The sequence below is a fragment of the Celeribacter sp. genome, from assembly GCF_048261515.1.
In the GTDB taxonomy this organism is placed as follows: domain Bacteria; phylum Pseudomonadota; class Alphaproteobacteria; order Rhodobacterales; family Rhodobacteraceae; genus Celeribacter.
In genome coordinates, this window is the sequence record NZ_JBLXFZ010000001.1 from 526,218 (window position 1) to 547,519 (window position 21,302).

At 57.6% G+C, this 21,302-nt stretch carries 22 protein-coding genes; 17 read left to right on the plus strand and 5 right to left on the minus strand.

Going from position 1 to position 21,302, the window contains the following annotated elements:
* The first annotated feature begins 151 nt into the window (after window positions 1-151).
* From ACN0SC_RS02595 to ACN0SC_RS02675, 17 genes are all read left to right on the plus strand, one after another.
* Window positions 152-364 (plus strand): helix-turn-helix domain-containing protein, encoded by a 213-nt coding sequence (locus tag ACN0SC_RS02595; protein WP_417248103.1) that lies wholly within the window; start codon window positions 152-154, stop codon window positions 362-364.
* Window positions 365-366: 2 nt separating this feature from the next.
* On the plus strand, window positions 367-567 hold the full coding sequence (locus tag ACN0SC_RS02600; protein WP_417248104.1) for a hypothetical protein: 201 nt from the start codon (window positions 367-369) through the stop codon (window positions 565-567).
* A 70-nt stretch (window positions 568-637) separates the two neighbouring features.
* Window positions 638-1,492, plus strand: a complete 855-nt coding sequence (locus tag ACN0SC_RS02605) for a hypothetical protein (protein WP_417248105.1) — start codon at window positions 638-640, stop codon at window positions 1,490-1,492.
* 552 nt (window positions 1,493-2,044) lie between these two features.
* Window positions 2,045-2,398 carry a hypothetical protein gene (locus tag ACN0SC_RS02610; RefSeq protein ID WP_027259534.1) on the plus strand — a complete coding sequence of 118 codons (354 nt, stop codon included), beginning with the start codon at window positions 2,045-2,047 and terminating at the stop codon, window positions 2,396-2,398.
* Between the two features lie 64 nt (window positions 2,399-2,462).
* The gene (locus ACN0SC_RS02615) at window positions 2,463-3,041 is read left to right on the plus strand and encodes a lytic transglycosylase domain-containing protein (RefSeq protein ID WP_417248544.1); all 579 of its coding nucleotides are present in this window, start codon (window positions 2,463-2,465) and stop codon (window positions 3,039-3,041) included.
* Complete coding sequence (locus tag ACN0SC_RS02620) at window positions 3,041-3,331, plus strand: TrbC/VirB2 family protein (protein ID WP_025060020.1); 291 nt, start codon at window positions 3,041-3,043, stop codon at window positions 3,329-3,331. Before ACN0SC_RS02615 ends, ACN0SC_RS02620 begins: the two co-directional genes overlap by 1 nt.
* A gap of 7 nt (window positions 3,332-3,338) precedes the next feature.
* On the plus strand, window positions 3,339-3,617 hold the full coding sequence (locus ACN0SC_RS02625) for a VirB3 family type IV secretion system protein (RefSeq protein ID WP_319949079.1): 279 nt from the start codon (window positions 3,339-3,341) through the stop codon (window positions 3,615-3,617).
* Window positions 3,607-5,967, plus strand: a complete 2,361-nt coding sequence (locus ACN0SC_RS02630; protein ID WP_417248106.1) for a type IV secretion system protein B4 — start codon at window positions 3,607-3,609, stop codon at window positions 5,965-5,967. The genes ACN0SC_RS02625 and ACN0SC_RS02630 overlap by 11 nt, the downstream gene beginning before the upstream one ends.
* The gene (locus ACN0SC_RS02635) at window positions 5,967-6,125 is read left to right on the plus strand and encodes a hypothetical protein (RefSeq protein ID WP_282094158.1); all 159 of its coding nucleotides are present in this window, start codon (window positions 5,967-5,969) and stop codon (window positions 6,123-6,125) included. The genes ACN0SC_RS02630 and ACN0SC_RS02635 overlap by 1 nt, the downstream gene beginning before the upstream one ends.
* A gap of 46 nt (window positions 6,126-6,171) precedes the next feature.
* Entirely contained in the window at window positions 6,172-7,266 is a 1,095-nt protein-coding gene (locus ACN0SC_RS02640; protein ID WP_417248545.1) for a lytic transglycosylase domain-containing protein, read from the plus strand.
* Complete coding sequence (locus ACN0SC_RS02645) at window positions 7,263-8,042, plus strand: type IV secretion system protein (RefSeq protein WP_417248107.1); 780 nt, start codon at window positions 7,263-7,265, stop codon at window positions 8,040-8,042. The genes ACN0SC_RS02640 and ACN0SC_RS02645 overlap by 4 nt, the downstream gene beginning before the upstream one ends.
* 4 nt (window positions 8,043-8,046) lie before the next feature.
* Window positions 8,047-8,697, plus strand: coding sequence for a virB8 family protein (locus tag ACN0SC_RS02650; protein WP_417248108.1), 651 nt, complete (start codon window positions 8,047-8,049; stop codon window positions 8,695-8,697).
* A 3-nt stretch (window positions 8,698-8,700) separates the two neighbouring features.
* The gene (locus ACN0SC_RS02655; protein WP_417248109.1) at window positions 8,701-9,396 is read left to right on the plus strand and encodes a TrbG/VirB9 family P-type conjugative transfer protein; all 696 of its coding nucleotides are present in this window, start codon (window positions 8,701-8,703) and stop codon (window positions 9,394-9,396) included.
* Complete coding sequence (locus tag ACN0SC_RS02660) at window positions 9,389-10,699, plus strand: TrbI/VirB10 family protein (RefSeq protein WP_417248110.1); 1,311 nt, start codon at window positions 9,389-9,391, stop codon at window positions 10,697-10,699. The genes ACN0SC_RS02655 and ACN0SC_RS02660 overlap by 8 nt, the downstream gene beginning before the upstream one ends.
* Before the next feature lie 2 nt (window positions 10,700-10,701).
* Window positions 10,702-11,697, plus strand: coding sequence for an ATPase, T2SS/T4P/T4SS family (locus ACN0SC_RS02665; protein WP_417248111.1), 996 nt, complete (start codon window positions 10,702-10,704; stop codon window positions 11,695-11,697).
* Window positions 11,690-11,866, plus strand: a complete 177-nt coding sequence (locus tag ACN0SC_RS02670) for a DUF4177 domain-containing protein (protein WP_165590010.1) — start codon at window positions 11,690-11,692, stop codon at window positions 11,864-11,866. Before ACN0SC_RS02665 ends, ACN0SC_RS02670 begins: the two co-directional genes overlap by 8 nt.
* Window positions 11,867-11,886: 20 nt before the next feature.
* A complete protein-coding gene (locus ACN0SC_RS02675; RefSeq protein WP_417248112.1) occupies window positions 11,887-12,885 on the plus strand; it encodes a type IV secretion system protein in 999 nt (332 codons plus the stop codon).
* 169 nt (window positions 12,886-13,054) lie between these two features.
* On the opposite strand, the gene ACN0SC_RS02680 is transcribed toward ACN0SC_RS02675, so the two are convergent.
* The 5 genes from ACN0SC_RS02680 to ACN0SC_RS02700 form a co-directional block, all read right to left on the minus strand.
* On the minus strand, window positions 13,055-14,875 hold the full coding sequence (locus tag ACN0SC_RS02680) for a UvrD-helicase domain-containing protein (protein WP_417248113.1): 1,821 nt from the start codon (window positions 14,873-14,875) through the stop codon (window positions 13,055-13,057).
* Complete coding sequence (locus ACN0SC_RS02685) at window positions 14,862-16,685, minus strand: ATP-dependent nuclease (RefSeq protein ID WP_417248114.1); 1,824 nt, start codon at window positions 16,683-16,685, stop codon at window positions 14,862-14,864. The genes ACN0SC_RS02680 and ACN0SC_RS02685 overlap by 14 nt, the downstream gene beginning before the upstream one ends.
* A gap of 240 nt (window positions 16,686-16,925) precedes the next feature.
* Window positions 16,926-18,818 (minus strand): type IV secretory system conjugative DNA transfer family protein, encoded by a 1,893-nt coding sequence (locus ACN0SC_RS02690; protein WP_417248115.1) that lies wholly within the window; start codon window positions 18,816-18,818, stop codon window positions 16,926-16,928.
* Window positions 18,811-20,619: a relaxase/mobilization nuclease domain-containing protein gene (locus ACN0SC_RS02695; RefSeq protein ID WP_417248116.1), complete on the minus strand. Its 1,809-nt coding sequence runs from the start codon at window positions 20,617-20,619 to the stop codon at window positions 18,811-18,813. Before ACN0SC_RS02695 ends, ACN0SC_RS02690 begins: the two co-directional genes overlap by 8 nt.
* Window positions 20,606-21,196, minus strand: coding sequence for a hypothetical protein (locus ACN0SC_RS02700; RefSeq protein ID WP_417248117.1), 591 nt, complete (start codon window positions 21,194-21,196; stop codon window positions 20,606-20,608). The genes ACN0SC_RS02695 and ACN0SC_RS02700 overlap by 14 nt, the downstream gene beginning before the upstream one ends.
* Between the last annotated feature and the right edge of the window lie 106 nt (window positions 21,197-21,302).

Below are 21,302 nucleotides of genomic sequence, written 5' to 3' on the forward strand. Positions count from 1 at the left end.
AATGCCTTATGCTTACATTACTGCATTATTGATACACTACTCCCAATCCCGACCTTCACACCATATGCGGGCATAGCGTTTGTGATGTTCGCGTGCGTTTTGTGGAATATATTCCGTAGAGCGGTTCCTATGATCTGGCCGAATACAGGCCATGAAATTGAGGGAACAAGTAGGGCTAAACATCCGGAATCTAAGAAATTCCAAAGGTATGAGCCAAGAACAACTAGCTTTGGCTGCGGACGTGGACCGCAGCTACGTCAGCGAGATCGAACTCGCCAAGAATTCAGCATCAATCGATATTCTGGAGCAGATTGCGCTTGCCCTCGATGTTGCCCCAAAGGAATTGTTTAACGAGAGGGGCTAGTTTTGCCCGAACTTGAGAGTGTTCGCACGACGGCCGAAGCCATCGGTCGTATTTCGTGCATCAAAACAGGCGAAGAAATCGGTCTGCTGTATCAGTGGGACAACGGCGAGACGCAGGCAGCGTTGTACAATAGCGACATCCTCACAGCGCTGGACCGCACAGATCACTCCGCTGAACCGGACGTTGGCGCACAACACCGTTAGCTTTACCCACTCTATTCTGAAGGTACAGATTGTAAATTATCACTATATTGTATTACTTTAGGTTCAATTGATGGCCGGAGTAGAAGTAGTGTCTTTTGTAGAAAATCAACGCGCGGCAAAGCAGCAGTTTTCATTGCTCCACCAGAAGAAAGATCAGGTAATCCTGATTCACTACTCCTGCGAAAGCTTCTATGATTCTGAAGATGGCCGCACACCCAGAATAACTTCCATTGCGTGTCGCAACTTTGGAAGCGGGCAGACCAGGTCCTTTTCAATCCACCAAGTCTCCGAACTTCCGAAGTTTGCCGGGAGGGATGCATGGGATATCTATGACGAGATTGAGAAAGAGCTCTTGGATCAGTTTTTTGACTACGTGCGAGAGCACACTGCTCACGCGCTTTGGGTTCACTGGAATATGCGCGACATCAACTATGGGTTCCAAGCGATCGAACATCGATACAAAGTCTTGGGCGGTACTCCAGTTGTGGTACCGGACGAGAAAAAGTATGATCTAGCGCGGATGTTTGTCGCACGATATGGCAAGCGTTATGCAGGACATCCTCGCCTCGAAAGCATCATGAACATCAATAAAATAACCGACAAGGATTTCTTATCCGGCAAAGATGAAGCCTATGCATTCAAGGATCGAAAGTTTCTCGCTTTGCACCAAAGCACGTTGAGGAAGGCTGACGTGATCTCAAGCTTGCTTGAGGCCGAAATTTCAGGACACCTGAAGACAACAGCAAAGTGGTGGGACGTTCATGGTGGATCCGCGCGACTTATATGGGAAAAGTATGTTTGGACCCCTGCTGGGAAAATCTTGTCTGCTTTACTAATCATCCTAGCTCTGGTCGAGTGGTACAACCCAAATGCCAAGCACGACGTTGCCGCTTGGGTAAGAAATTTCACAGAAAATACAGACTAAATCCTCTCACTACAGTCGATGACATATCGTCAACATCGACAATGTTGGCGCATCCTGGGTCGGGAAAAATGACGGAGGTCCTTTTTTACTGAGAAGCCATACCCGGGCATCAAAAACGGGCGTGGGCTTCATTCACTAACTCCTCTCACTAGCTCCAGAACGCGCGCATAGTCTCCACTGACCACGCGCGCTTGTTCGAAGACCTCTCGCCGCTGCTGATCCAGGCAACGGAAGTACCGCTCGACATCGGTAAAATACGTCTCCGCATCGTGCCTCAACAGGTCAGCATAGGCCCGCACGTCGTCGGCATTGGTCGGCATCCAAGGCGGCGTAGGCGGCACACAAGTGCCCGCAATCGCGGCAGATCCCCAGCTCACAACGACCATAACCGCCCATGTTCGTTTCAAAAGTGCCATATTATCTTGGCTCAGCCACTCCGTTGCAGTAAATTTGTTTCAACGCATGAAGGGCGCAATATCGCAAATTGCACCTATTGATTGCAAGATTATAATATTGTATCGGTTGGGTAGTCCATGAGGGACTGCCGGGCCAATGCACAATTCTGCAAGGCTCGATCCTATGAATTTGATGCAAGACGCCCCCAATGTTGTCAGTGAAGACGGGCTGCGCACGCTGCTTGCCGAGGGTCATTCGGCGGATGTTGTGTGCCGGGTTACGCCCAAACGTACAGGTGCTCAGTGGTCCGGAGTTTGGACCGTGCATTGCGTCTCGCCAGATGGCGAGACGCGTCGCCTGCTCGTCACTGCACGCAACAACATGGCTGCCCGAGAATTCAAGACAATCAACGGCTTATCCAGCTTCCTGGCTGGCCTTGGCGTTTCGATCGTCTCGATCCCCATGCTCGAAGGCAAGATCGCCTCGCACAAATTGGAAGACGCAGGCTAAGACACTTGCCACCCTCGCGGCATTCCTTGCTGCGCCCGCCTATTCTGAAGGCTTCGTGCTTTCCATGCGGGCCGATGGCCAACTGGAAACCAAAGCTCCCCAATCAGGGTTTGCACAAAGCTATGTCGACGGGATTGGCGCAAATCCACCAGAGCTGATCGTTTTTGCAGCGCCAGAGCCTGAAGCTCCGCCTCCTGCACCCGCCCGAGCAGTTCCCCGACCTGAAATCCTCGCAGCACTTGAAAGCACCGCGCATCGATATGGCGGGCACCCGGCGTTGCGTCGCGCGGGTCTGTCGGTGACGGAATGGCAGGCCCTCTTCCAAGCCAATATTGAGATTGAAAGCGCCTATCGACCGAATGCGCGCAGCTCGGCAGGGGCGATCGGCCTTGGACAGCTGATGCCAGCGACGGCCGCGCAGCTCGGCGTGGATCCGCATGACTGGCAGGCCAATCTGGATGGCTCTGCCCGTTACCTTCTGATGATGTTGGCGCAGTTCGGCACGTCCGAACTCGCGCTCGCTGCCTATAACGCGGGACCAGACGCGGTCGCGCGCTATGGCGGCATTCCTCCCTACCAAGAAACCCAAAATCACGTGCGCCGCGTCATGGCCGTGCGTGACCGACTAACTGGAGCCTCCTGATGCACATACAATTCCGCACGATCCTGTCGCTGGCTCTGGCCAGCTTGATGATTGCCAACCCGGCTTTTGCGCAGAGCATCGACCTCTCGCCGGTGCAGAACCTTTTGCAAGGCATCGTCGACACGATCACCGGCCCCTTGGGCATTGTCATCGGCACCTTGGCCTTGATCGGTGTGTTCCTCTCTTGGCTCTTCGGCATTCTGGATTTCCGCCAAGCCCTTTGGGTGCTGGTGGCCATTGCGGGCATTGCAGCTGCGCCGACCATCGTGACCGCGATCTGGGGCGCGTAAAACCGACATGGCAACGCAAACCCGCCTCTTCCTCGGCCTGATCCGGCCGCCAAAGCTCATCGGCTTGCCGATCATGTATGCCATGGTTTGGCTCTTCGGGTTTGTGTTGCTGTTTCTGTGGGTCCAGAGCTGGCCGGTGATCATCATTGCCACTCTGGCCTATCCTGCGCTGTGGAAAGCCGCTGACTGGGACCCGGCCTTTCTTGAGGTGATGGTCACCGCGCTGCAGGAGACGCCGCCTACCCCGAACCGCAAGATCCATTCGGGGGACAGCTATGCCCCGTGACCCTTCGGATGATCTTGCCGTGCTGCCGGACTGGGCGCGCAAAGAGCGCCCTATGGCCAGCATGCTACCCTATGTCAGCCTCGTGAACGACGTGACGATCCGCACACGCGGCAATGCCCTGTTCCAATGCATCCGCCTCGATGGCGTCAACAGCATGACCAGCGATGACGCACATTTGGAGAAAATCCGCGCGCTCTTCGCAGCGATCATTGCGCAGATTGGGCCAGAGTACAGTTTCTACGTCCACAAGGTTTCAAAAGCGATCGAGACCGCCTTGCCACCAGTGCCCAATGAGGGGTTTGCCCAAGCCCTGGACAGCCGTTGGCAAATGGCAATGGCGCGGGCAGGCCTGCGGGACAAGACTCTCACGCTCACGGTACTGAAACGTCCGCCCCTCGGTGCGCGGCTGCGCATGAAACGTTCAGGTTCCATCGCGCAGCTGAAAGGCCAGACAGCCAAGCCGTTGCGCAAACTCGAGGAAGTCGTCGGGTTTCTGCTCTCGTCTTTTGCAGAGATGAACCCTCGCCTTCTTGGAGCCGAAAGCGGCGAACTGCTGGGTTTCCTGGGGGCGCTCAACATTGGCCAAGAGCGACCGCTCTTCGCAAAATCCCGCTTTGGTATCATTGCCGAAGATGTAGCCAACACCCGCGTCACGTTTCAGGGACAAGGCTTCACGTTGGACGATGGGACGGCGGGCAAGCGGTTTGGTACCAGCTTTGCTATCAAGACCTATCCGGCCAAAACCAGCTGCACCATGTTCGATGAGCTGAACCTGCCCGTCGACATGATCGTCACGCACTCCTTCACGCCGATCAACAGCAACATCATGGCCAGCCGGATCAAACGCCAACAGCGCCTGATGAAGGCCAGCGATGACGGCGCGATTTCTCTTGCTGAAGAACTGGTCGACGCGCTGGACGATCTGGAATCCAAGCGCCTCAGCTTTGGCGATCATCACATGACCGTCACGGTTTTCGCCGAGACCAAGAAAAAGCTGGAGGCCATCGCTGCCGAAGTGCGCAACATCGCGGCCAGCGAAGGCGTCAATCTGGTCAATGAAAGTTTTGCCGCTCGAACCCATTATTTCGCGCAGCATCCGGGCAATGGACAGATGCGCAGCCGTAAGGCCGCCATCACAAACACGAACTTCGCTGACCTCGCAGCACTGCATCGCGGTCAACTGGGCAAACCCGGACACAAAGTGCCTTGGGGCAAACCGATCACCCTGTTTCCGACGCCTGAACGCTCGGGCTTCCTGTTAAACTACCATGAGACGGGTCAGCCGGACAAAGAGCCAACTGGTGGACATACGTTGATCCTCGGTCGTCCTGGCTCCGGCAAGTCGGTGCTGTCGGCCTTCCTCATGACCCAAGCCCGTCGCTGCGACGCGCGCGTGTTCGTCTTCGACTATCGCGCGGGCATGGAAATGGCCGTACGCGCCAATGGCGGGCGCTACAGCGCCATCAAGGCGGGCGAGGCAACCGGTCTGAACCCGCTCCGCACGGAAATCGACGGGCGCGGGCAAGCCTGGCTGTCTGATTGGCTGGCCACGCTGCTGCATCGCACCGACAAGCCCCTGAGCCCAGTTCAGATCAACCGCATCCAAGAAGTGGTGCGCCAGAACGCCGGGGCGAGCGATGCCGCCCTTCGCAACTGGCAGGATCTGGCCTCGCTCTTTGTGGCAGGGGCTGACGAAGGGGATCTGTTCGAGCGGATCCAGGAATGGACCGCTGATGGTCGCTACGGCTGGATTTTTGGGCAGAGTGCTGAGGATACCTTCTCGCTCGATGGTGATGTTGTTGGATTCGATCTGACCGGCATTCTCGACAGCGAAAGCGAAAAGGAACGCATGGCGGTCCTGTCCTACCTGTTTCGGCGGGTGGAGCGAGTGATCGAGGATCGCAAGCCGACGCTGATCATCATCGATGAAGCCTGGAAGGCGCTGGATAACCCGTATTTTGCCGACCGGCTGAGCAACTGGCTGGTCACGGCGCGGAAACAGAATGCCGTCGTCGTGATGATGACCCAATACGCAAGCCAGCTTGAGAAAACCCGTACTGGCAAGACGATTGTCGAGGCCGTGCCGACACAGCTCTTGCTTCCGAATATCCGCGCCTCGGCCAGCGATTACACCATGCTCGGCCTGACCGAAAAAGAGCTCAGCGTTTTGCTCGGAACGGGAAGCAACTCCCGTCTGGCGCTGGTGCGCGATGATCAAGGCTCTGTTGTTATCGATGCCGATCTGAGCGCCCTTGGCCCCTACCTCACGATCCTTGGCGGCATGGAAAAAGGCGAAGCGCTGGTTGGCGCGGATTATCGTCAAAACCCCGATTTTTGGAGACAGATTTGATGCTTAAACTTTGTGTGCTGACTCTCACCCTTTTGACCCTGACAGCCTGCGCGGAATACCGACCGTCCGAAGCTGAATGCTTCAACTCCTTTGCCGAAGTCAGCCGCAGCAACTGCAATTTCGAGCTGCTCGGGCCGATTGGTGGCCTCGGTGAGTAAGTACCGCCTGCATATCCTTGCGGGTTTGGTGTGGCTCAACGCGCCAATGGCCTTTGCCCAAGGTGTGCCCACCTTTGATGCAGGCATGTTCTTTCAGCGCGAGCGCGTGTTGCAGCAGGGCGAACAAGATCTGGCACTGCAGCGGGATCGTTTGACCAAAGAGGAAGAGCTTGAAGAGCTCGAGCAAGAACAACTCAAGGCACTGGAAGACATCCTCGATGCCACGACGTTGGCCAGCGGGAACTCAGGCGCACTGGTCGCAAGCCTGGAAGCGGGTTCATCGCCTGAAAGCGCTGCAGAGACGCTTTACGGTTCAACCGACCCAAACCCCGGCGCGGGCCAGATGTTCGGCGATGCCTCAGGATCGATTGAAGAGCTGATCATTCGCGCTACCCAAGAAACGTACCGCATGTCTGGCGTGCGCGCAGCGGGCCTGTCGCCCAAACAGTGGCGCTGCCTGTTGCAGGCGCTGATCTGGCAAGAAAGCCGCTTCACCATCGGCGCGCGTTCACCGGTTGGTGCGTTTGGCCTTACCCAGATCATGCCCGGCACAGCACAAGATCTCGGGATCTACCCGGCCTATTATGAAAATCCCTACATCCAGGTCACAGGCGGCGCGCGCTATCTGGCGCAGATGCTGGCCATGTTTGACGGCAACATCATTCACGGGCTCGCCGCCTACAATGCCGGTCCCGGCAATGTGCAGCGCTACGGTGGCGTGCCACCCTTTGCAGAGACCCAGCACTACGTTCAGGTGATCCCCGAGCGCTACAATCTCTACCTTGCACGCGTCGGCGGCGTTGACGCCCTTGGCACCATTGATCCCGTCTTGCTTGCCAACTCCACGATGAGCCTGACCTCTTTCGGCGCGGGGATCTACGGCGACTATTCCATGGTCTCGGTGCAAGCGGCCGCACTGCGCGTGCAGGACATCATCACCCGTATCGGCGAAACCGACGACATTCACGCGGCCATGTCGCTCAACACCTACGCGCGGGCCGAGCTCGCCCGCCTGATCGCAATTCGCACGCGCCTCAAGGCCGCCCATACCCGTCCGCTTGGCGCGGCAGAACTGGCCATGGCGGCCGCACAGGCTCGCGAACAAGACTTCATGCAATTCGATCTGGAGGTACTCCGATGATCCGCTTTCTTTCTGCCATTTCCACTTGCGCGCTGTTGGTTGCCTCACCCGTATCTGCCCAAGGCGTTCCCACGGTCGACACGCGCAATATCGCCCAGGAAATTCGCCAGCTGCAGCAGATGCTGGAGGATTTCGGAATCCAGACCGACCAGCTCGACACGCTACTCGAGCAGCTCGACTTGGTGCAGCAGCAACTCGACACGCTCAATGAGACCTACGCCGCGCTGACCGGCGCGACAGACATCATCGAGATGGCCATGGGTGGTGATCTCGACGGGCTTCTCGATCAGGAATTCGGCGACCTCCTTGGCACCATTCGGCAAATCCAAAGCGGCGATTTCAGCGGCCTAATCGGCAATGCAGCCCCTCAGATGGAAGGACGCATGACGCAGGCTTTGGAAGATGCGGGCTTTGACCAAGACAGCCTTTCCGACATGGCCAACAGCGGCAATCCTGGGGCGGAGCGCATTGCCAGCCAGGCAGGCACTGGGGCTGTGATGTCGGCGGCCGCTGAAAACAGCTATGAAGAGGCCGCGCAATCCCTTGAACGGGTCGAACAGCTGGTCTCGCTGATCCCGGACATGGAAACGCTCAAGGAAGCCGTCGATCACAACACCCGCGTCACGGCAGAATTGGCCATTGCCATGACGCGCATGTGGGAGCTTGAAGCCATCCAGACCGTTGGCGCGGGCCAATCCGGCGTGGTGGATGCCGCCACGCTGGCCGAAGAACGCCGCTACATGGACTTCACCCTGCCAGACTTGCGCGCGGACTGACCCCATGAACAGCGAGGCAGAAATCATCGAAGAAGAGCTCGTCTACGGCGCAAGACGACGCGAGCTCATGTGGCAGAAACTGGGGCTGACAGGCATGGCATTTGGCATGGCAGGTTGCCTCGCCGCTGCCCTCGTTGCCCTGTTCGACGTGGACCCGCCGCCCATGATCGTGCCCTTTGATAGCGAAACCGGCATGGCCCTCCCCAATGCCATGGTTGAAGCGGTCTCACTCACGGAACGCCCCGCTATCATCGAAGCACAGGTCTACCGCTATGTCATTGATCGAGAGACATACAATCAGCTCGACAATGACGTGCGCGTGCGGCGGGTCCTGGACCAGTCGGACGGAGCGGCCGCCGCAGCTCTGCGCGCGCTTTGGACCAGCGGACATGAGGCCTATCCGCCGGACAGCTATGGCACGGATGCCCGCCTGGAAGTCGAGGTTTTGTCGATTACCCACATCAGCGCCAATCGTGCCCAGGTGCGCTTGCGCAAGCGGCTCACTTCACCGCGAGGCAGTCAAAACGGGCTCTTCACCGCAACGCTGATGTTTGAATTTCGGCCCGAGAATAGCCGCTCGATCGACGATGTCTGGCAGAACCCTTTCGGCTTCACCGTCACAGAATACGCGATCCGCTCGGATCGTCTGGAGTAACCCATGCGCCGCTTGTTACTGCTCCTCGCTTTCCTTGTACCGCTTGCTGGCACCGCCAATGCGGAAACCCAGCCGCGACAAGGCCCCTATGATGCCCGCGTCAGGTTAGCCACCTATCAGGATGGACAGGTCTATCGAATCCGCACCAGCCTGACCCATGTGACCAGCATTGAATTTGGCCAAGGCGAAACCATCCGCTCAATCATTGCAGGCGACACCGAAGGGTTCCTTTTGGACGGCGTGCCCGGAGGCCAGGCCTTTGCGATCAAGCCAGTCTCGCGCGGCGCGCATACCAACATCACCGTCTATACCAACCGGCGCAGTTACTATTTCAACGTGACAGAGGCGGGTTCGCCGACTTTCTATGTCATCCGCTTCACCTATCCGGATGCAACCCCTCGGCAATCCCGAGTAGCCGCAAGCCAACCTGCAAACCATGCTTATGGCGTCAGCGCGCGATCCGAGATCACCCCGCGCGAAATCTGGGATGACGGCACCTTCACCTATTTCCGCTTTGCCGCGAACGCGCCGCTGCCTGCGATCTTTCGCTGGTCAAACGGCAATGAACGCAGCGTGAATGCGCTCGCCCGGCCAGATGGCGTGATCCGCGTCTCAGGTGTCAGCGATCGATGGGTTCTCCGGCTCGGCGAGGACGAGATCTGCGTCCAAGAGATGAGCGAGGCAGATCGCGATGAGTGAAACAGCTGAGCTTAAGAAGCGCCTCGAAGCGCTTGAAGGAAAACCACAAACCGCGAAGGCGCGCCCGTCTGTTGTCACTATTGCCTTGGGCATTGTGGCAATCGCAGCCCTTGGTAGTCTCATGTTGTTGTTCTCTGGCGGCTCTGAACCCGAAAGCCTGGAAACCGCCTCACCGGACGAATTCCAAGCGGCGGGACCGGGCTTTGGTGCGCTCGAGCCCACGCCTGCACCGATTGACACAACCCCGCCGCCGGAGCCGGAACCAAACAGCGAAACAGAAGAGCTGCGCGCGCAAATGGACGCCATGCGGCGCGAGCTTGAAGCACTGCGCAACGCGCCAGCACCTGAGGCCCCTGCCGTCGACACGGAGGCGCTGGATACTTTGGGTGCAGAAATCGATGCCCTGCGCAGCGAGGCAGCAGCAACACAAGCTGCTTTGCGCGAAGAGTTGGAAGAACGCGCCCGTCAAATCCAGCGACTGCAGAACGATCTGGAACTTGCACACCTAGAAACCCCGCGCACGCCCGCACCAACAGGCCCCACGGCTGAGGAGCTGCGTCTTCAGGAGCTCGAGCGGCGGCGGCAAGCTGAGCTTGAGGAGCTGCAGGCCCGTATCGCCAGCCCCATCATCGCCTTTGGCGGGACAGGAGGCGGCGGTGAAACCGCCGCGCAGCAGCGAAGGCTGGATGGCGAAACAGACTTTGTCCGCAATGGCGCTGAACCTGCTGAGGTGACACAGGCCCAGTTGATCGTGAACCCGTCAAACACGGTCGTTCAGGGCACGATGATCCAAGCTGTGCTCGAGACAGCGATCGACAGCTCGCTCGCTGGTCAGGTCCGCGCGATGGTGTCTGAAGATGTCCACGCCTATGACGGCTCACGGATCCTTATCCCACGCGGCGCGCGTCTGATCGGGCGATATCAATCTGGCCTCGACATAGCACAGAAACGTGTGACCATCGCCTGGGATCGGATCATTCTCCCCAACAACCAGACCGTTGAAATCAGCGCCTTCGGAGGCGATGAACTGGGCCGCTCAGGAACGACCGGTTTCGTCGACAGCCGCTTTGGCACGCGGTTCGGTTCTGCCGCCCTGATATCGCTGATCGGAGCCTTGCCCGCTGTGGCAGCCCAGAACACCGAAGATGAGATCACCTCGGATGTACTCGAGGGCATTGGCGAAGACCTTCAGGACAGCGCGCAAAGCGTAATTGGCGAACACCTCTCCATCTCACCCGTGATCTATGTCGATCAAGGTGCCCGCGTCACCGTGATGGTCGACCGCGATCTGGAGATTTTCTGATCATGGCGGCCAGCTATCTGCAAAGCTCGATGGACAAGATCCCCGAAGCGCGTGATCCAAAGCTGATCGAGCTTTGCATCAACCCCGACGGCACGCTGTGGGCGGAGTTTCAGGGGGATCACTTTATGCGGTCCGTCAATCGACCGCTCTCGCCCAACGAAATCAAAGACCTGGGCAATCAGATTGCTTCGGCCGCAAACACCACGCTCAGCCGGGCCAAGCCCATCGTGTCGGTCAGCATCACCTACCGTGACCGCCCAATCCGCGCGCAAGTCATTCAGCCCCCCGCTGTCGATGGTGGCTATGCGATTTCTTTGCGGTTCTTTGCGGACCTACCATTGGACCAGATCAAACTGTCTTATCTCTTCGGCAAAGAACGCAACAATGAAGGTGCAAGACGCAAGCGCAACGCCGAGCTGCGCGATGTCGTGGCCACCGGCGACATCGATGCGGCGATCAAGTTCTGCGTCACGCACAAGCTCAACATGATCGTCTCTGGTGGCACCTCGACCGGCAAGACCGTCACGGCACGTAAAATCCTCTCCTTCGTGCCCGCCGACGAGCGTATCGTCACGATCGAAGAGGCCGCTGAACTGCGTCCGACGCAGCCCAATGTCGTCACGCTGATGTCTGATCGCGACGAAGCCACACGCAGCGCTGATGTCCTGCTGACCTCCACCCTGCGAATGCGGCCGGACCGGATTGTTTTAGGCGAAGTGCGCGGCAAGGAGGCCATGACCTTCCTTGAGGCCATAAACACGGGCCATGGTGGCTCACTCACCACGCTGCATGCTGAAACCCCTCAGCTGGCCGTGCAGCGCCTCGCCATCGCCGCCCTGAAAACTGACGTGCCCATGACCTACCAGGACATGAACGACTACATCACCCGCTCGATCGATGTGATCATCCAGGCCGGTCGCTATGAAGGCACACGTGGCATCACCGAATTCTACCTGCCGATTGATCCGGCCCATTCAAAGGAAACAGCTCATGTTTGAATACAAGATTGAACAGATCAACACCGCCAAGACAAAGCCACCGAAGATCGAAGCGCAGCTGACGGCTCTTGGCCAAGACGGCTGGGAGCTGGTCTCGGTCGTGCCGGATTTTGACGGCGAGCATATCCTGAAGGCCTTCATGAAACGACGCACCGGCGCGAGCGCCTAAAGCAGACCGAGGAAGATCCGATGGGCGTCGTCACCTGGATGGTAGAGACCACCGACAATTTTCTGGAAGACGCAGCCCAAACCACCTTTGGCAACGTCGCCGGACAGCTTGGCGGCGTCATTGCGGTCGCCTCCACGCTCGCCGTGATCGGCGTCTTCCTCAACATGGTGTTTCAATACAAATCCATGGATGGGCGGACCGCCTTCTGGTTCGCCCTCAAGCTCATTCTGATCTCCCTCTTTGCGATGAACTGGGTCCAATTCAATGCGGTAGCCAGCGCGCTGATCGATGGGCTCGACCAACTCGCAGGCGGCATGGTGGCGGGGCTTGGCGGCGGCGGTGCAGGTGCATCCTATTTTGCAGAGGCCTTCGACGATCTTATCGAAGAATTTGGTGACTATCTGAACGCGGCCGGTTACAACATGCATTGGATGGCCGGAGCCCTGATCGGCGCGATCGGCGCTTTCCTCCTCGGCGTGATCGGCGCGCTCTGCGGCTTAGTCCTGATCTTCGCCAAGATCATGCTGGCCTTCATGATCGGCATCGCCCCCATCATGATCGCGCTTTCGCTTTTTGATGTCAGCAAGGACTATTTCCACCGCTGGCTGTCCAGCACAGTATCCTACGCGCTCTACCCCCTCGTGATCGCAGGCGTGTTTTCCACCGTCGTCGGGATGTCGCGCTCGCTGATGACCGAACTCGGAGATCCCTCCGGCGCAAGCAACATCGGGGCGCTGGTGCCCTTTTTCATGATGATGTTCCTCGCAGGTGGCATGATCATCGCCACCCCGCTGATCGTCCGCTCAATCTCGGGCAACTTCATGATGGCCGGACCGCCGAGCATTCCGGGTCCCGGCGGGTTCGCCAAGGGCTTGATCGGCACCAAAGGCTCGCGGGCACGGGCGCGGTTTGGGGCGAGGTCGAATGCTGAGATTGCAGGGGCTGGAATACGGCAGGCGAGCGGTGCAACCGTTTCGATGGTTCAGAGAGTTGCTGAACGGGCGAAAAGACTGGCGTGAAATCGGCCTAGGGCTACCCATTATGCGGATAGCGCTGGATTACTGCTATCAACTAACAACGGACATGATCCCTACCGCCACTCACGCCTGAATGCCCCGCAAAAAGCGCAGGATTTGGACCCTTGATACGGTTGCTAGGCCCGAGGGCGTATGAGTATTGGGTTTCCTCCTAGTTTTCAGGAAGCAGCAGTACACACGGGTCACCTTTTGGTGTCAAAATCGTTGTACGCTGTCGCCCTCTGGTGACGCTTACCCTGAAGTTCTGGCGTGATCCGTCATTGATTTCTTCACTGTCATTGTTGCGTACAATACGATCAACATTTGCGACGATCTTTCCCTTATTCCTGCGCGGCCAGCCCTCGAAGATAACTACTTCGTCGAATTGCTTTCCCTTGGCCTTGTGCATGTTCATTACAATCACACCAGTCTCAGGCTTACTTCCCGTGGCAAAATGCTCCTGGACGAAAGCCTGCTGCACGATAGTGTGCGCGTTTGCATAGGAGCCGTTATCCCGCCAGTCCTGTGTGAGATCTTGACGTAATTGGCCACCACGCTCCAAGAGACGAATATTGCGAACCTCCAAGCCGATTTCTTTCAGCCGGGAACACGCCCCTGCTTCCATCGTGGCTCTAACGGTTCGCCAATCCTTATCAGGGTCTCCCGTCAACGCGATTGCGCGAGCCTGCTCGTAGACCGACGCAAGAGCATGTATCATGCTGTTCGCATGCGGTTTCTTTCCAGCGGCAAGTGCAGCACGCCACTTGTCGTAAGCACTGCGGACAGCTGCCGCCTCTTTGAGAGCGCCGCTTGTCGGCCGATCACCGCCCTTCCCCTGAAAGTAGTTGCAGACCAGATCAATGAATTCGGAAAAATGAGCGTCGCCCAAGTCAGGCTGCATCAAATGAGCAATAATCTCTGATCCGAGAATAGCCGCTTCAAGTTCAACGACAGCAGCATGGGCAATGGGCTGCATTCCGGCCGGTGGTTCCCGAAACTTGTCAGACACGACACGGGTCAATTTCTTCGTCGGCACCAGCACAGCCAAGGACCAATCAGATTTGCCGGACGCAACAAGTCGTCCTCGTGCCGCATAGATGGTCGTTATCAGCTTGGTCATGGCCGGGTCTGGGAATGGGTCAAAAAGCTCACAATCGATACCGGTGTAGGAGCTCTTGCTAAGGGTGCCCTTCAGAATGTCGTTTGCGAATGTAGCGATGTCCGTACCGCCACTTCGATGGTTGTCGGTACTGAAGTCGATCTCGGTAGGAGCAAATGTGCCCCGGTAATGATTCAGTCGTTCCGGATCGGCCCCGATGAAATCGAAAATGCGTTGCTCTGGGTCGGCAAGCGCAATGAGGCGACAGAAGGCTCCGAGCGCTTGAACCACACGCCATTGCTCTGGGTTCGTATCCTGAAATTCATCAAGGATGATAACGGGGTACTTGGTGGACATAAGCCGCCTCAGTGTCTGGCTTCCATGCAGCAGATCGCCGACATACGGCGCGAAGAGGTCGAAGCACACGCGGCCCCCGTGAGTGGCCAGACGGTATTTTTCAGCCGTTTCCGCCGCTCGCTTTGCTTGTTTCTGAGGGTCGCTCAGTTTGTTGTCGGCTCCGTGACTATTGCGAATGTCGGAAAGAGCAATCGCTTCGGCTGAAGGCGTAAGAATCGTGAGGCCCCTCGGAAGACTTGCAAGGTAACCGTGCGCCTTGAGGATGCGCCAAAAGAAGGAATGGTAGGTCTCAACGTCTATCCGGCGTTTGATTTCCTTGGGGATTTCTTGCTCAAATTCGATAGCTTCCACGACCCGAGATACGGTCGCTCTGGCAAAGCTCAGAAACAGCACCTTTTGCTCTGGCCGGAGGATGGTCTCGGCAACCTGAGCGGCCTTGAATATGGAAATGGTTGTCTTGCCGGACCCAGGCCCTCCGGTAACAAGAAGGTGGCCTTCAGTATCCAAGACCTTGATTTGCTTCTCAGTCAGCTCCATCCGAAGACGCCCCCGGATCAGCATCGATCTCGCCGACGGGTTCAGCCGCATCATCCAAAGGCGGGGCTGGGTCGCAGGCCGTTTTCAGTTGAGAACAGGCGTTTCGCACCCACTCCGGAATTTCATCCTCTGCGCATTGGGCGAAGAAGTCGGCGATGCCCCAATTCCCCTTCGACCATGAGAAATAGTCGGCAATGGCATTGAAAACGTCGGCGGATGGGTCCGGATACTTGGTGGTGAAGTGACTCGGCCAATCGAGAAGAGCGGCGAAGCGCTTGAGCGCATCTTCATTCGTGCCTTTCAGCACAAGATCCTCGAAGCCCTTTTCGGCATGCATGAGCAGGATATCAACTTCCGCCTCGATCAGGGCCTGGTTCGCGACGTCCTGTTGGTCGCATAGGGCGAAAGTGCGTTTTCCGAGTTCCTTATACAGATTTGCCATGCCTGGGATGTTTTTCTCTCCATCGGCATCGACGACGCAAATGCCCAAGGCTTCAAGGGAGCTATATTTGCCAGGATTGATCTCTGCGAGCCTCCGGCACGCCACTGGAAAGGCGGACGCTTCTGTCGGGCCTTCGGCGATCAGGACCCGGCGTGCCAGCAACCCCTCGCAAAAGCGGGCGCGGAATTCCTGCCGGTAACGCTTCAGTTTGACGTTATCTGGGAGCACAATTGGTTTTCGAGAGAGAGCCCCATCCGTGTCACGACCGAGAACTACAGTTTCCTCCGTCGCAAATTCCTCAAGCACGTAGGGCGAATGAGAAGTAAAGATGGCTTGTGAGGCCAGTTTGCGGATTTCGTGCACAATCCTTTTTTGCGCATAGGGCGGTATGGCGGTTTCCGGTTCCTCCATCGCAAAGATGACGTTCTGCTTATCGGCGGCGATCTGGGACAGCATGGCCAGAACGAGCATGTTGATGGTGCCGGTTCCCTGTCTGAAATAAGGCGCAGCATGTTTGCCTTCTCCGGTGGCAATAAACGCCGTGATCACCTTTCGGAGGTGGTCACGGGTCAGATTTGATACCTTCAGATGTGGTTCGACACCCCACTCCTTGGGGACGTATTTCTTCAGGGCTTTGTTTATGCTCTCAAGAACACCTGAAACCCCGAGAGCCGGGTCGGCGGCAACAGAATACTCAGCGAGTGTTCCCAAGGTATCTTCCCACATCTGCGGGCGCACTTCCTTTAGCCGAAGAATGATATCGAGAAGGCTTCCCCGCTCCAAGCTCAATGCTCGTGAACCAGTTCTAAGCGAGCGCAGATACAAAAAGCCGCATATTTGCTTGTCTTTCTTGCTGAACGGGACGGGAGAACCGCCTTCGGAAAGGCTTCTGGAATAGTATGTTCGTCCCTCAAAGTCATCCTCTTCGGAGTCGTACCAACCATGGAAAGTGACACGAAGCGCCTCCGCGACATGGGCTGGGTCCACGCCAGCTGGGTCGGGCTGGTCGTAGAAGGCATCGGTGGTCGAGTCCCAGAATTCTAGAAAGTCGCCGAAGCGAGCCTTCTGCTCTTCCGAGAGGTCGGTCACCGTCACTTCGATCTCAATGCGCGGTGCTGCATCTTCCGTCACATTCTCGGGCTCACCTTCAACCGTCTCAGCGTCACTACCCTCAGGTGAGACATCCTCACCCTCGGTTGATGTGTCAGAAGTTGCCTTGGCGAGGTATCGACCCTCATAAAAGTCATGTTCATCAATTGGCGGTGTACGGTTCAGTCTGTCTGGACCCAGCGCCAGGTCGAGCGACTCAAGTAATGTAGTCTTGCCAGTATTATTATCGCCAATAAGAACAGCGTGGTAGGGAAGCATAATCGTCGCGTCCTTGACGCCTCGAAAATCGCTGACTTTGATACGACATGCTCTCAATACCTCACTCCTTCTGTGATTCAGGCTTTCAACCTACGAGCGTATCCGGATTGCAGGGAACTGTCAGTAGAGGAGGAGCCTTAGCGGTGGCCCCGTTGACATTTACAGCGCGAGGATGAGGTCGACTTTCAGCGCATCGCTGACCTTGGGGCTTTGCGCAGCGAAGGTCTGGCTACCGCCCGTTCATCCCCGAGCTGCTTCCTCCATAAATCTCTCCACCCGTTCAGCTCCTGCTTGATAATCGTTCAAATTAGGCTTTTCGCCGGACACCACCCCCCGCTCTTCGTTGGTCAAATTATCGATCTCTTCGCGCCGTTTCCCTTCAACTTCGGGTCCCTTATCTGAAACCGTTTTCGGCATCTCAAGCGCTCCAATCTTAGCCTCCAGCGCCTTTATCTGCCCTTGCAGGCCGCGCATCTGGTCACCGGCCGAGGGATATGGCAGCTCTCCGCTCTGCTTGTCGAAGATCCGCTGAAAGAACCGGTCTTCATAGTATTTGATCCGCTTGGCTCGCACAGGCATTTGCGCGTCGACCACCAGAACGATGTCATCAAGATCCATGCGCCGCGCTTCATCTTCGGGCAGCAACGCGGTCTCTTCGGTTCGTTCAGACATACTGCGACCGGCGAAGGGGTTGCGACCGACTGAGCGCGAGCGGGTCACAACGCGCTTGGTGGTTTTCCCTACCGCTTTGCTCAGTTCTTCGATGGTCTTCTCATCTGAGGGAGTCAGATAGAGCTTGATGCCCGCGTTGCCCTGCAAGGCACGCCGGGCATTTTCGCCGTAGATCTCATCCAAAGCTGGGATCGTCTGAGTGACGATCGCGAGGTTGGCGCGGTAGGACCTAAGGGTTTCGATGCTATCGAGAACGATTGGCATTTTGCCCAGGCGGTTGAACTCATCGAGCATGATCATCACCGGCCAAGGTTCGTCCTTGCTGGGTTCATGGTCCTGCAGCGATGCCAGCAAGTCCGAGAAGAACAAGCGGATCAACGGCGCGAGCGGTTTCACCATCAGCGGCTCGACCACGAGATAGACAGAAAACGGCGTCTTGCGGATGTCGCGGAAATCGAAGTCTGACGTTGCAGTTGCGCGGTCGATCGCCGGGTTCGACCACTGCTTGAGACCAGATGTCATCAAGAGCGACAGATAAGACGTCAGCGTATCGTTGTTGGTCGAGGCCATGCGCATGAAAATCAGCTTGGCGGCTGGATTGACCACCTCGTCTGCACGGCGGCGATATTCCTTCTGCTTATCCCCGCCTGATGCGGTGATGCGATAGATCTCGCCCAGGGTCGGCCGCTTTCGCTCGAACGCTAAAAGCCCTGCCGCCACGAACAGATCGATACCGCCATCGAGGAGCCCTTGGACGCGGTCGTTATCTGCTTGCAGAAACAGCGAGGCTAGAAGTTGCAGCTCCATCTGTTGGCGGTCGACGTTTTCCAGCGCCGAGATCCGCAGCAAAGGATTGTAGCGGTGCGAGCGGCCGTCCTTCCAATCAGTGGGCGCAAACCGGAACACCTTGTCACCCTGCGCAGCCCTGTGGCGTGCCGTTGCCTCGAAGTTTTCGCCTTTCACGTCCAGAACCACCGCGCTGCCCTGATAGGTCAGAAGGTTTGGGATAACGAAGCCCGTCGTCTTGCCGCGTCCGGTCGGGGCGACGATCAGGGCATGGGGGAAGACCTTGGACATGACAAAGGGTTTGCGGCTCTTGGGCTTACCCATTTTACCAAGAACGAAGCCGTGGCCGGGCTTGCCGAAGAAGCCGTTCCGTTTCATCTCGGACATGTGCTGCCAGTGGGTTTCACCGAACTTCGTCAGCGCGTCGTTCATCAACACAGCGCTAAGCAAAACACCGGCGCAAGTGCTGATCCCCACGATCAAGTGAACGATCTGCATATTGTCGGGATGGTTTGTTCGAAGAACCCCATAGCTACGCGCCAGCATCAGGAAATCGATATCCGCCCCGACCCCGAACCAGCGAACAGTCAGAAAGGCCGACGCCAGGACATAGCCCAATGCCGCGCCCAGAAGAGCAAAGCTCATGACGCCGAGTGCGATCCGCGCCTTACCCATGCGTCACACCCTTCTCGCCGTCGGCATCGACATGCCGCTCGCGTTGAACATTAATTTCTTCATTGGCGATTTCATCGAGGACATGCTCCATCGCCACACTGTTCGCCAGAGAGGCATCGCTCTGCAGATAGGCCTTGGCCGCATAGAGTCGGTCCAGGCGGTCTTCGATATGTTCCTCCAGCGCGGTCTCATCGCCAATCGCTAAGTCCCGGGTACCCTCTTCACCGACCAGTTCCTCCATCTCAGCTCGCAAGGTCTCGCGCTCCAGATCGTTTCGGAATGGATCTGCGGTTGGGTCTTCCCTCATACGGCTCAGGATGTCAGCGGTGGTCGGCGGCAACCTGTCGACCACGGCTTCCTCCCGGTCGGCCTCCACCGCTCCACTGTCCTTGAGAACTTCAACATCGGCCAACATACGGCCCAGATCACTGTGCACCTGGTCAAGACGGTCGATCGTTTTCTCAAGCTCATCGGCGCGCGCCAAGTCAAAGCCTTCCTTGTCGGCAATCGCCTTCAGATCCTGTCCAAGCCATTGCCGCTCCAGCGCGGCATTGCCCGCGCCGATTTCGACGCGGCGCGTCACCTCTTGTGCGTTAATCCCAGTACCTTTCAAAGCCTGCTCAAGACGTTCGGCGAGCGCTGGCTCCTGCAAGGCACCTTGGGCGTCGGCCTGAATGTTCGCGGCCGAATAGATCCCACTCTTGGACGCATCCTCAAGCAAGGTATGGGACTGCGTTCCCATTGGGCTGAGATGTGACAGAGAGCGATAGATGTCGTTCAGCTCATGCTCCAGCGCCGCACGCCGCTCCACCGGGGCGTCAGCGACAATGCGTTCGGCTTGGTTGATCTTGTCGTGAAAGGCATCCACGACCTCATCAAATGAATGCTGTTCTTCGGCCATGCCATATACCTTTCCATCTGCTTCAATCGGTTTGCCCTGCGCCAAAAGCGTCGCGGCTTTGTCCAAGGCTGCTGCAATGTCATGCTGGTTCTCGCGCGAGGCTTCGGCAGCCAGGCCGCGATAGAGCCGCGCGTTCCGCGCCACCTCAGCCAAGGCACGGTCAAGCTCTGGCCCCACGCGCTCACGCTCGGTCAGCTTTTGGCCGGTGGATTCCGCACGACGCTGCTCTACATCGCTCGGCCGCTTCGTCGTGATCCCACGTTCGAGCTTCCGGGTCGCCTCTAGCCGCAGCCCATAGCGGTCCGACACCTCCACCATCGCCTCACGAAAACTGTCGTAGTTGAAGTGGTGCCCTTCTTTCAGAAAGAAGAATTCACCGTCCTTGCTGCGCCGGTTCAGAACGATGTGGGCATGCGGGTGGTCCCGGTCCTCGTGCACGGCAGCGATGTAGTCAAAGTGGCTGCCGTCGCCCTGAAAAAAACGCTCGCACATCTCGCGCGTGATTTCGGAAACATCCTCGCCACGCGTGCCAATCGGGAAAGCCATCAAAAGGTGCGAGGTATGTCCCAGCTTCGGGTGGAACCCCTCATTCCATTGCGCGGAAAACCGGCGTGTGACCTGCTCGATCTCTTTGGCTGACAAAACGCTTTGGCCGTCATAGGTGCCACGGCTGTCGATGATAAAGCTCGACTTGGTGGTCAGGTATTCCAGCTGGTTGCGCAGCTGCGTTTTGTTGTGTGTGCCGCCATCGCGAATGGCTTTGAAGATCGCGGGTGAGTGCCCGATGGCGGCGCGCGCCATTTGCTTGGCACGGGCGCGCGGGACGCTGCCGCGAATGCGGCTCCAGTCACGATCGAAGAAGGCCTCCTGCGCGGCGGCAACGGCGCTATTCCGGGCCATCGGTAAAGTCTCCCAGAACGCGGGCCACCTCGCCGGACAGCGCGCTGCGGCGGCGCTGCGCCATGTCTTGGACTTGGTCAGCGATATCGAAGATCAGCCCGGCCAGAGCGCGGACCTGAGCATGGGCGGAATTGCCGTAGGGCGGCGTCTTGCCTTGGCGCTTTGCCTCGTTCAGGCGCTGCGCAATCTGGTTGATATTGTTGCCAGTGCGATTGAGCGAGGCCGAGAGCCCCTGCATCTGGTTGGCCAGTTCATCGTCAGGCACGAAGAGATCGTTTGAGGCATGGATCAGCCACCGCAGCCCCTCGGCGCGGCTCGCGATATCATGCCGCGTCAGCACCGCATCGAAGCTCGCAAGCTCCTTTGGCGTAAGCCGGACATTCACCAACTCGGAGCGCACGCGCGCGTCGAGCTTTCGGCTTTGATCGGCCTTCAACGTGTAGAAGATGCTGCGGGTCGTGACGCCGAATTCGCGGGCCAGATCCTCGATCGGAACACCCTCGGCACGCTTGCGCACAATGGCAAAACGCTGGTTCTGCGTCAGTCGCTTGTGCCGTGGTGCGCGCGGTCGACCCATGTGAAGTAATCACCCCTATTTCTTGCCAGCATCATACAGGCAGCCCTGTTATGGCATTTCGCCATAATTGAATCAATATTATATTATTGCATCAACTGCCTGTATT

Bases quoted from the DNA above. Each gene is read 5' to 3' on its own strand.
- ACN0SC_RS02615 (WP_417248544.1), top strand. From the start codon at position 2,463: ATGCGGGCCGATGGCCAACTGGAAACCAAAGCTCCCCAATCAGGGTTT.
- ACN0SC_RS02665 (WP_417248111.1), top strand. From the start codon at position 10,702: ATGGCGGCCAGCTATCTGCAAAGCTCGATGGACAAGATCCCCGAAGCG.
- ACN0SC_RS02700 (WP_417248117.1), bottom strand. From the start codon at position 21,196: ATGGGTCGACCGCGCGCACCACGGCACAAGCGACTGACGCAGAACCAG.
- ACN0SC_RS02695 (WP_417248116.1), bottom strand. From the start codon at position 20,619: ATGGCCCGGAATAGCGCCGTTGCCGCCGCGCAGGAGGCCTTCTTCGAT.
- ACN0SC_RS02685 (WP_417248114.1), bottom strand. From the start codon at position 16,685: ATGCTTCCCTACCACGCTGTTCTTATTGGCGATAATAATACTGGCAAG.
- ACN0SC_RS02620 (WP_025060020.1), top strand. From the start codon at position 3,041: ATGCACATACAATTCCGCACGATCCTGTCGCTGGCTCTGGCCAGCTTG.
- ACN0SC_RS02670 (WP_165590010.1), top strand. From the start codon at position 11,690: ATGTTTGAATACAAGATTGAACAGATCAACACCGCCAAGACAAAGCCA.
- ACN0SC_RS02680 (WP_417248113.1), bottom strand. From the start codon at position 14,875: ATGGAGCTGACTGAGAAGCAAATCAAGGTCTTGGATACTGAAGGCCAC.
- ACN0SC_RS02640 (WP_417248545.1), top strand. From the start codon at position 6,172: ATGGCCTTTGCCCAAGGTGTGCCCACCTTTGATGCAGGCATGTTCTTT.
- ACN0SC_RS02605 (WP_417248105.1), top strand. From the start codon at position 638: ATGGCCGGAGTAGAAGTAGTGTCTTTTGTAGAAAATCAACGCGCGGCA.
- ACN0SC_RS02635 (WP_282094158.1), top strand. From the start codon at position 5,967: ATGCTTAAACTTTGTGTGCTGACTCTCACCCTTTTGACCCTGACAGCC.
- ACN0SC_RS02595 (WP_417248103.1), top strand. From the start codon at position 152: ATGAAATTGAGGGAACAAGTAGGGCTAAACATCCGGAATCTAAGAAAT.
- ACN0SC_RS02660 (WP_417248110.1), top strand. From the start codon at position 9,389: ATGAGTGAAACAGCTGAGCTTAAGAAGCGCCTCGAAGCGCTTGAAGGA.
- ACN0SC_RS02645 (WP_417248107.1), top strand. From the start codon at position 7,263: ATGATCCGCTTTCTTTCTGCCATTTCCACTTGCGCGCTGTTGGTTGCC.
- ACN0SC_RS02610 (WP_027259534.1), top strand. From the start codon at position 2,045: ATGCACAATTCTGCAAGGCTCGATCCTATGAATTTGATGCAAGACGCC.
- ACN0SC_RS02655 (WP_417248109.1), top strand. From the start codon at position 8,701: ATGCGCCGCTTGTTACTGCTCCTCGCTTTCCTTGTACCGCTTGCTGGC.
- ACN0SC_RS02690 (WP_417248115.1), bottom strand. From the start codon at position 18,818: ATGGGTAAGGCGCGGATCGCACTCGGCGTCATGAGCTTTGCTCTTCTG.
- ACN0SC_RS02625 (WP_319949079.1), top strand. From the start codon at position 3,339: ATGGCAACGCAAACCCGCCTCTTCCTCGGCCTGATCCGGCCGCCAAAG.
- ACN0SC_RS02650 (WP_417248108.1), top strand. From the start codon at position 8,047: ATGAACAGCGAGGCAGAAATCATCGAAGAAGAGCTCGTCTACGGCGCA.
- ACN0SC_RS02630 (WP_417248106.1), top strand. From the start codon at position 3,607: ATGCCCCGTGACCCTTCGGATGATCTTGCCGTGCTGCCGGACTGGGCG.
- ACN0SC_RS02675 (WP_417248112.1), top strand. From the start codon at position 11,887: ATGGGCGTCGTCACCTGGATGGTAGAGACCACCGACAATTTTCTGGAA.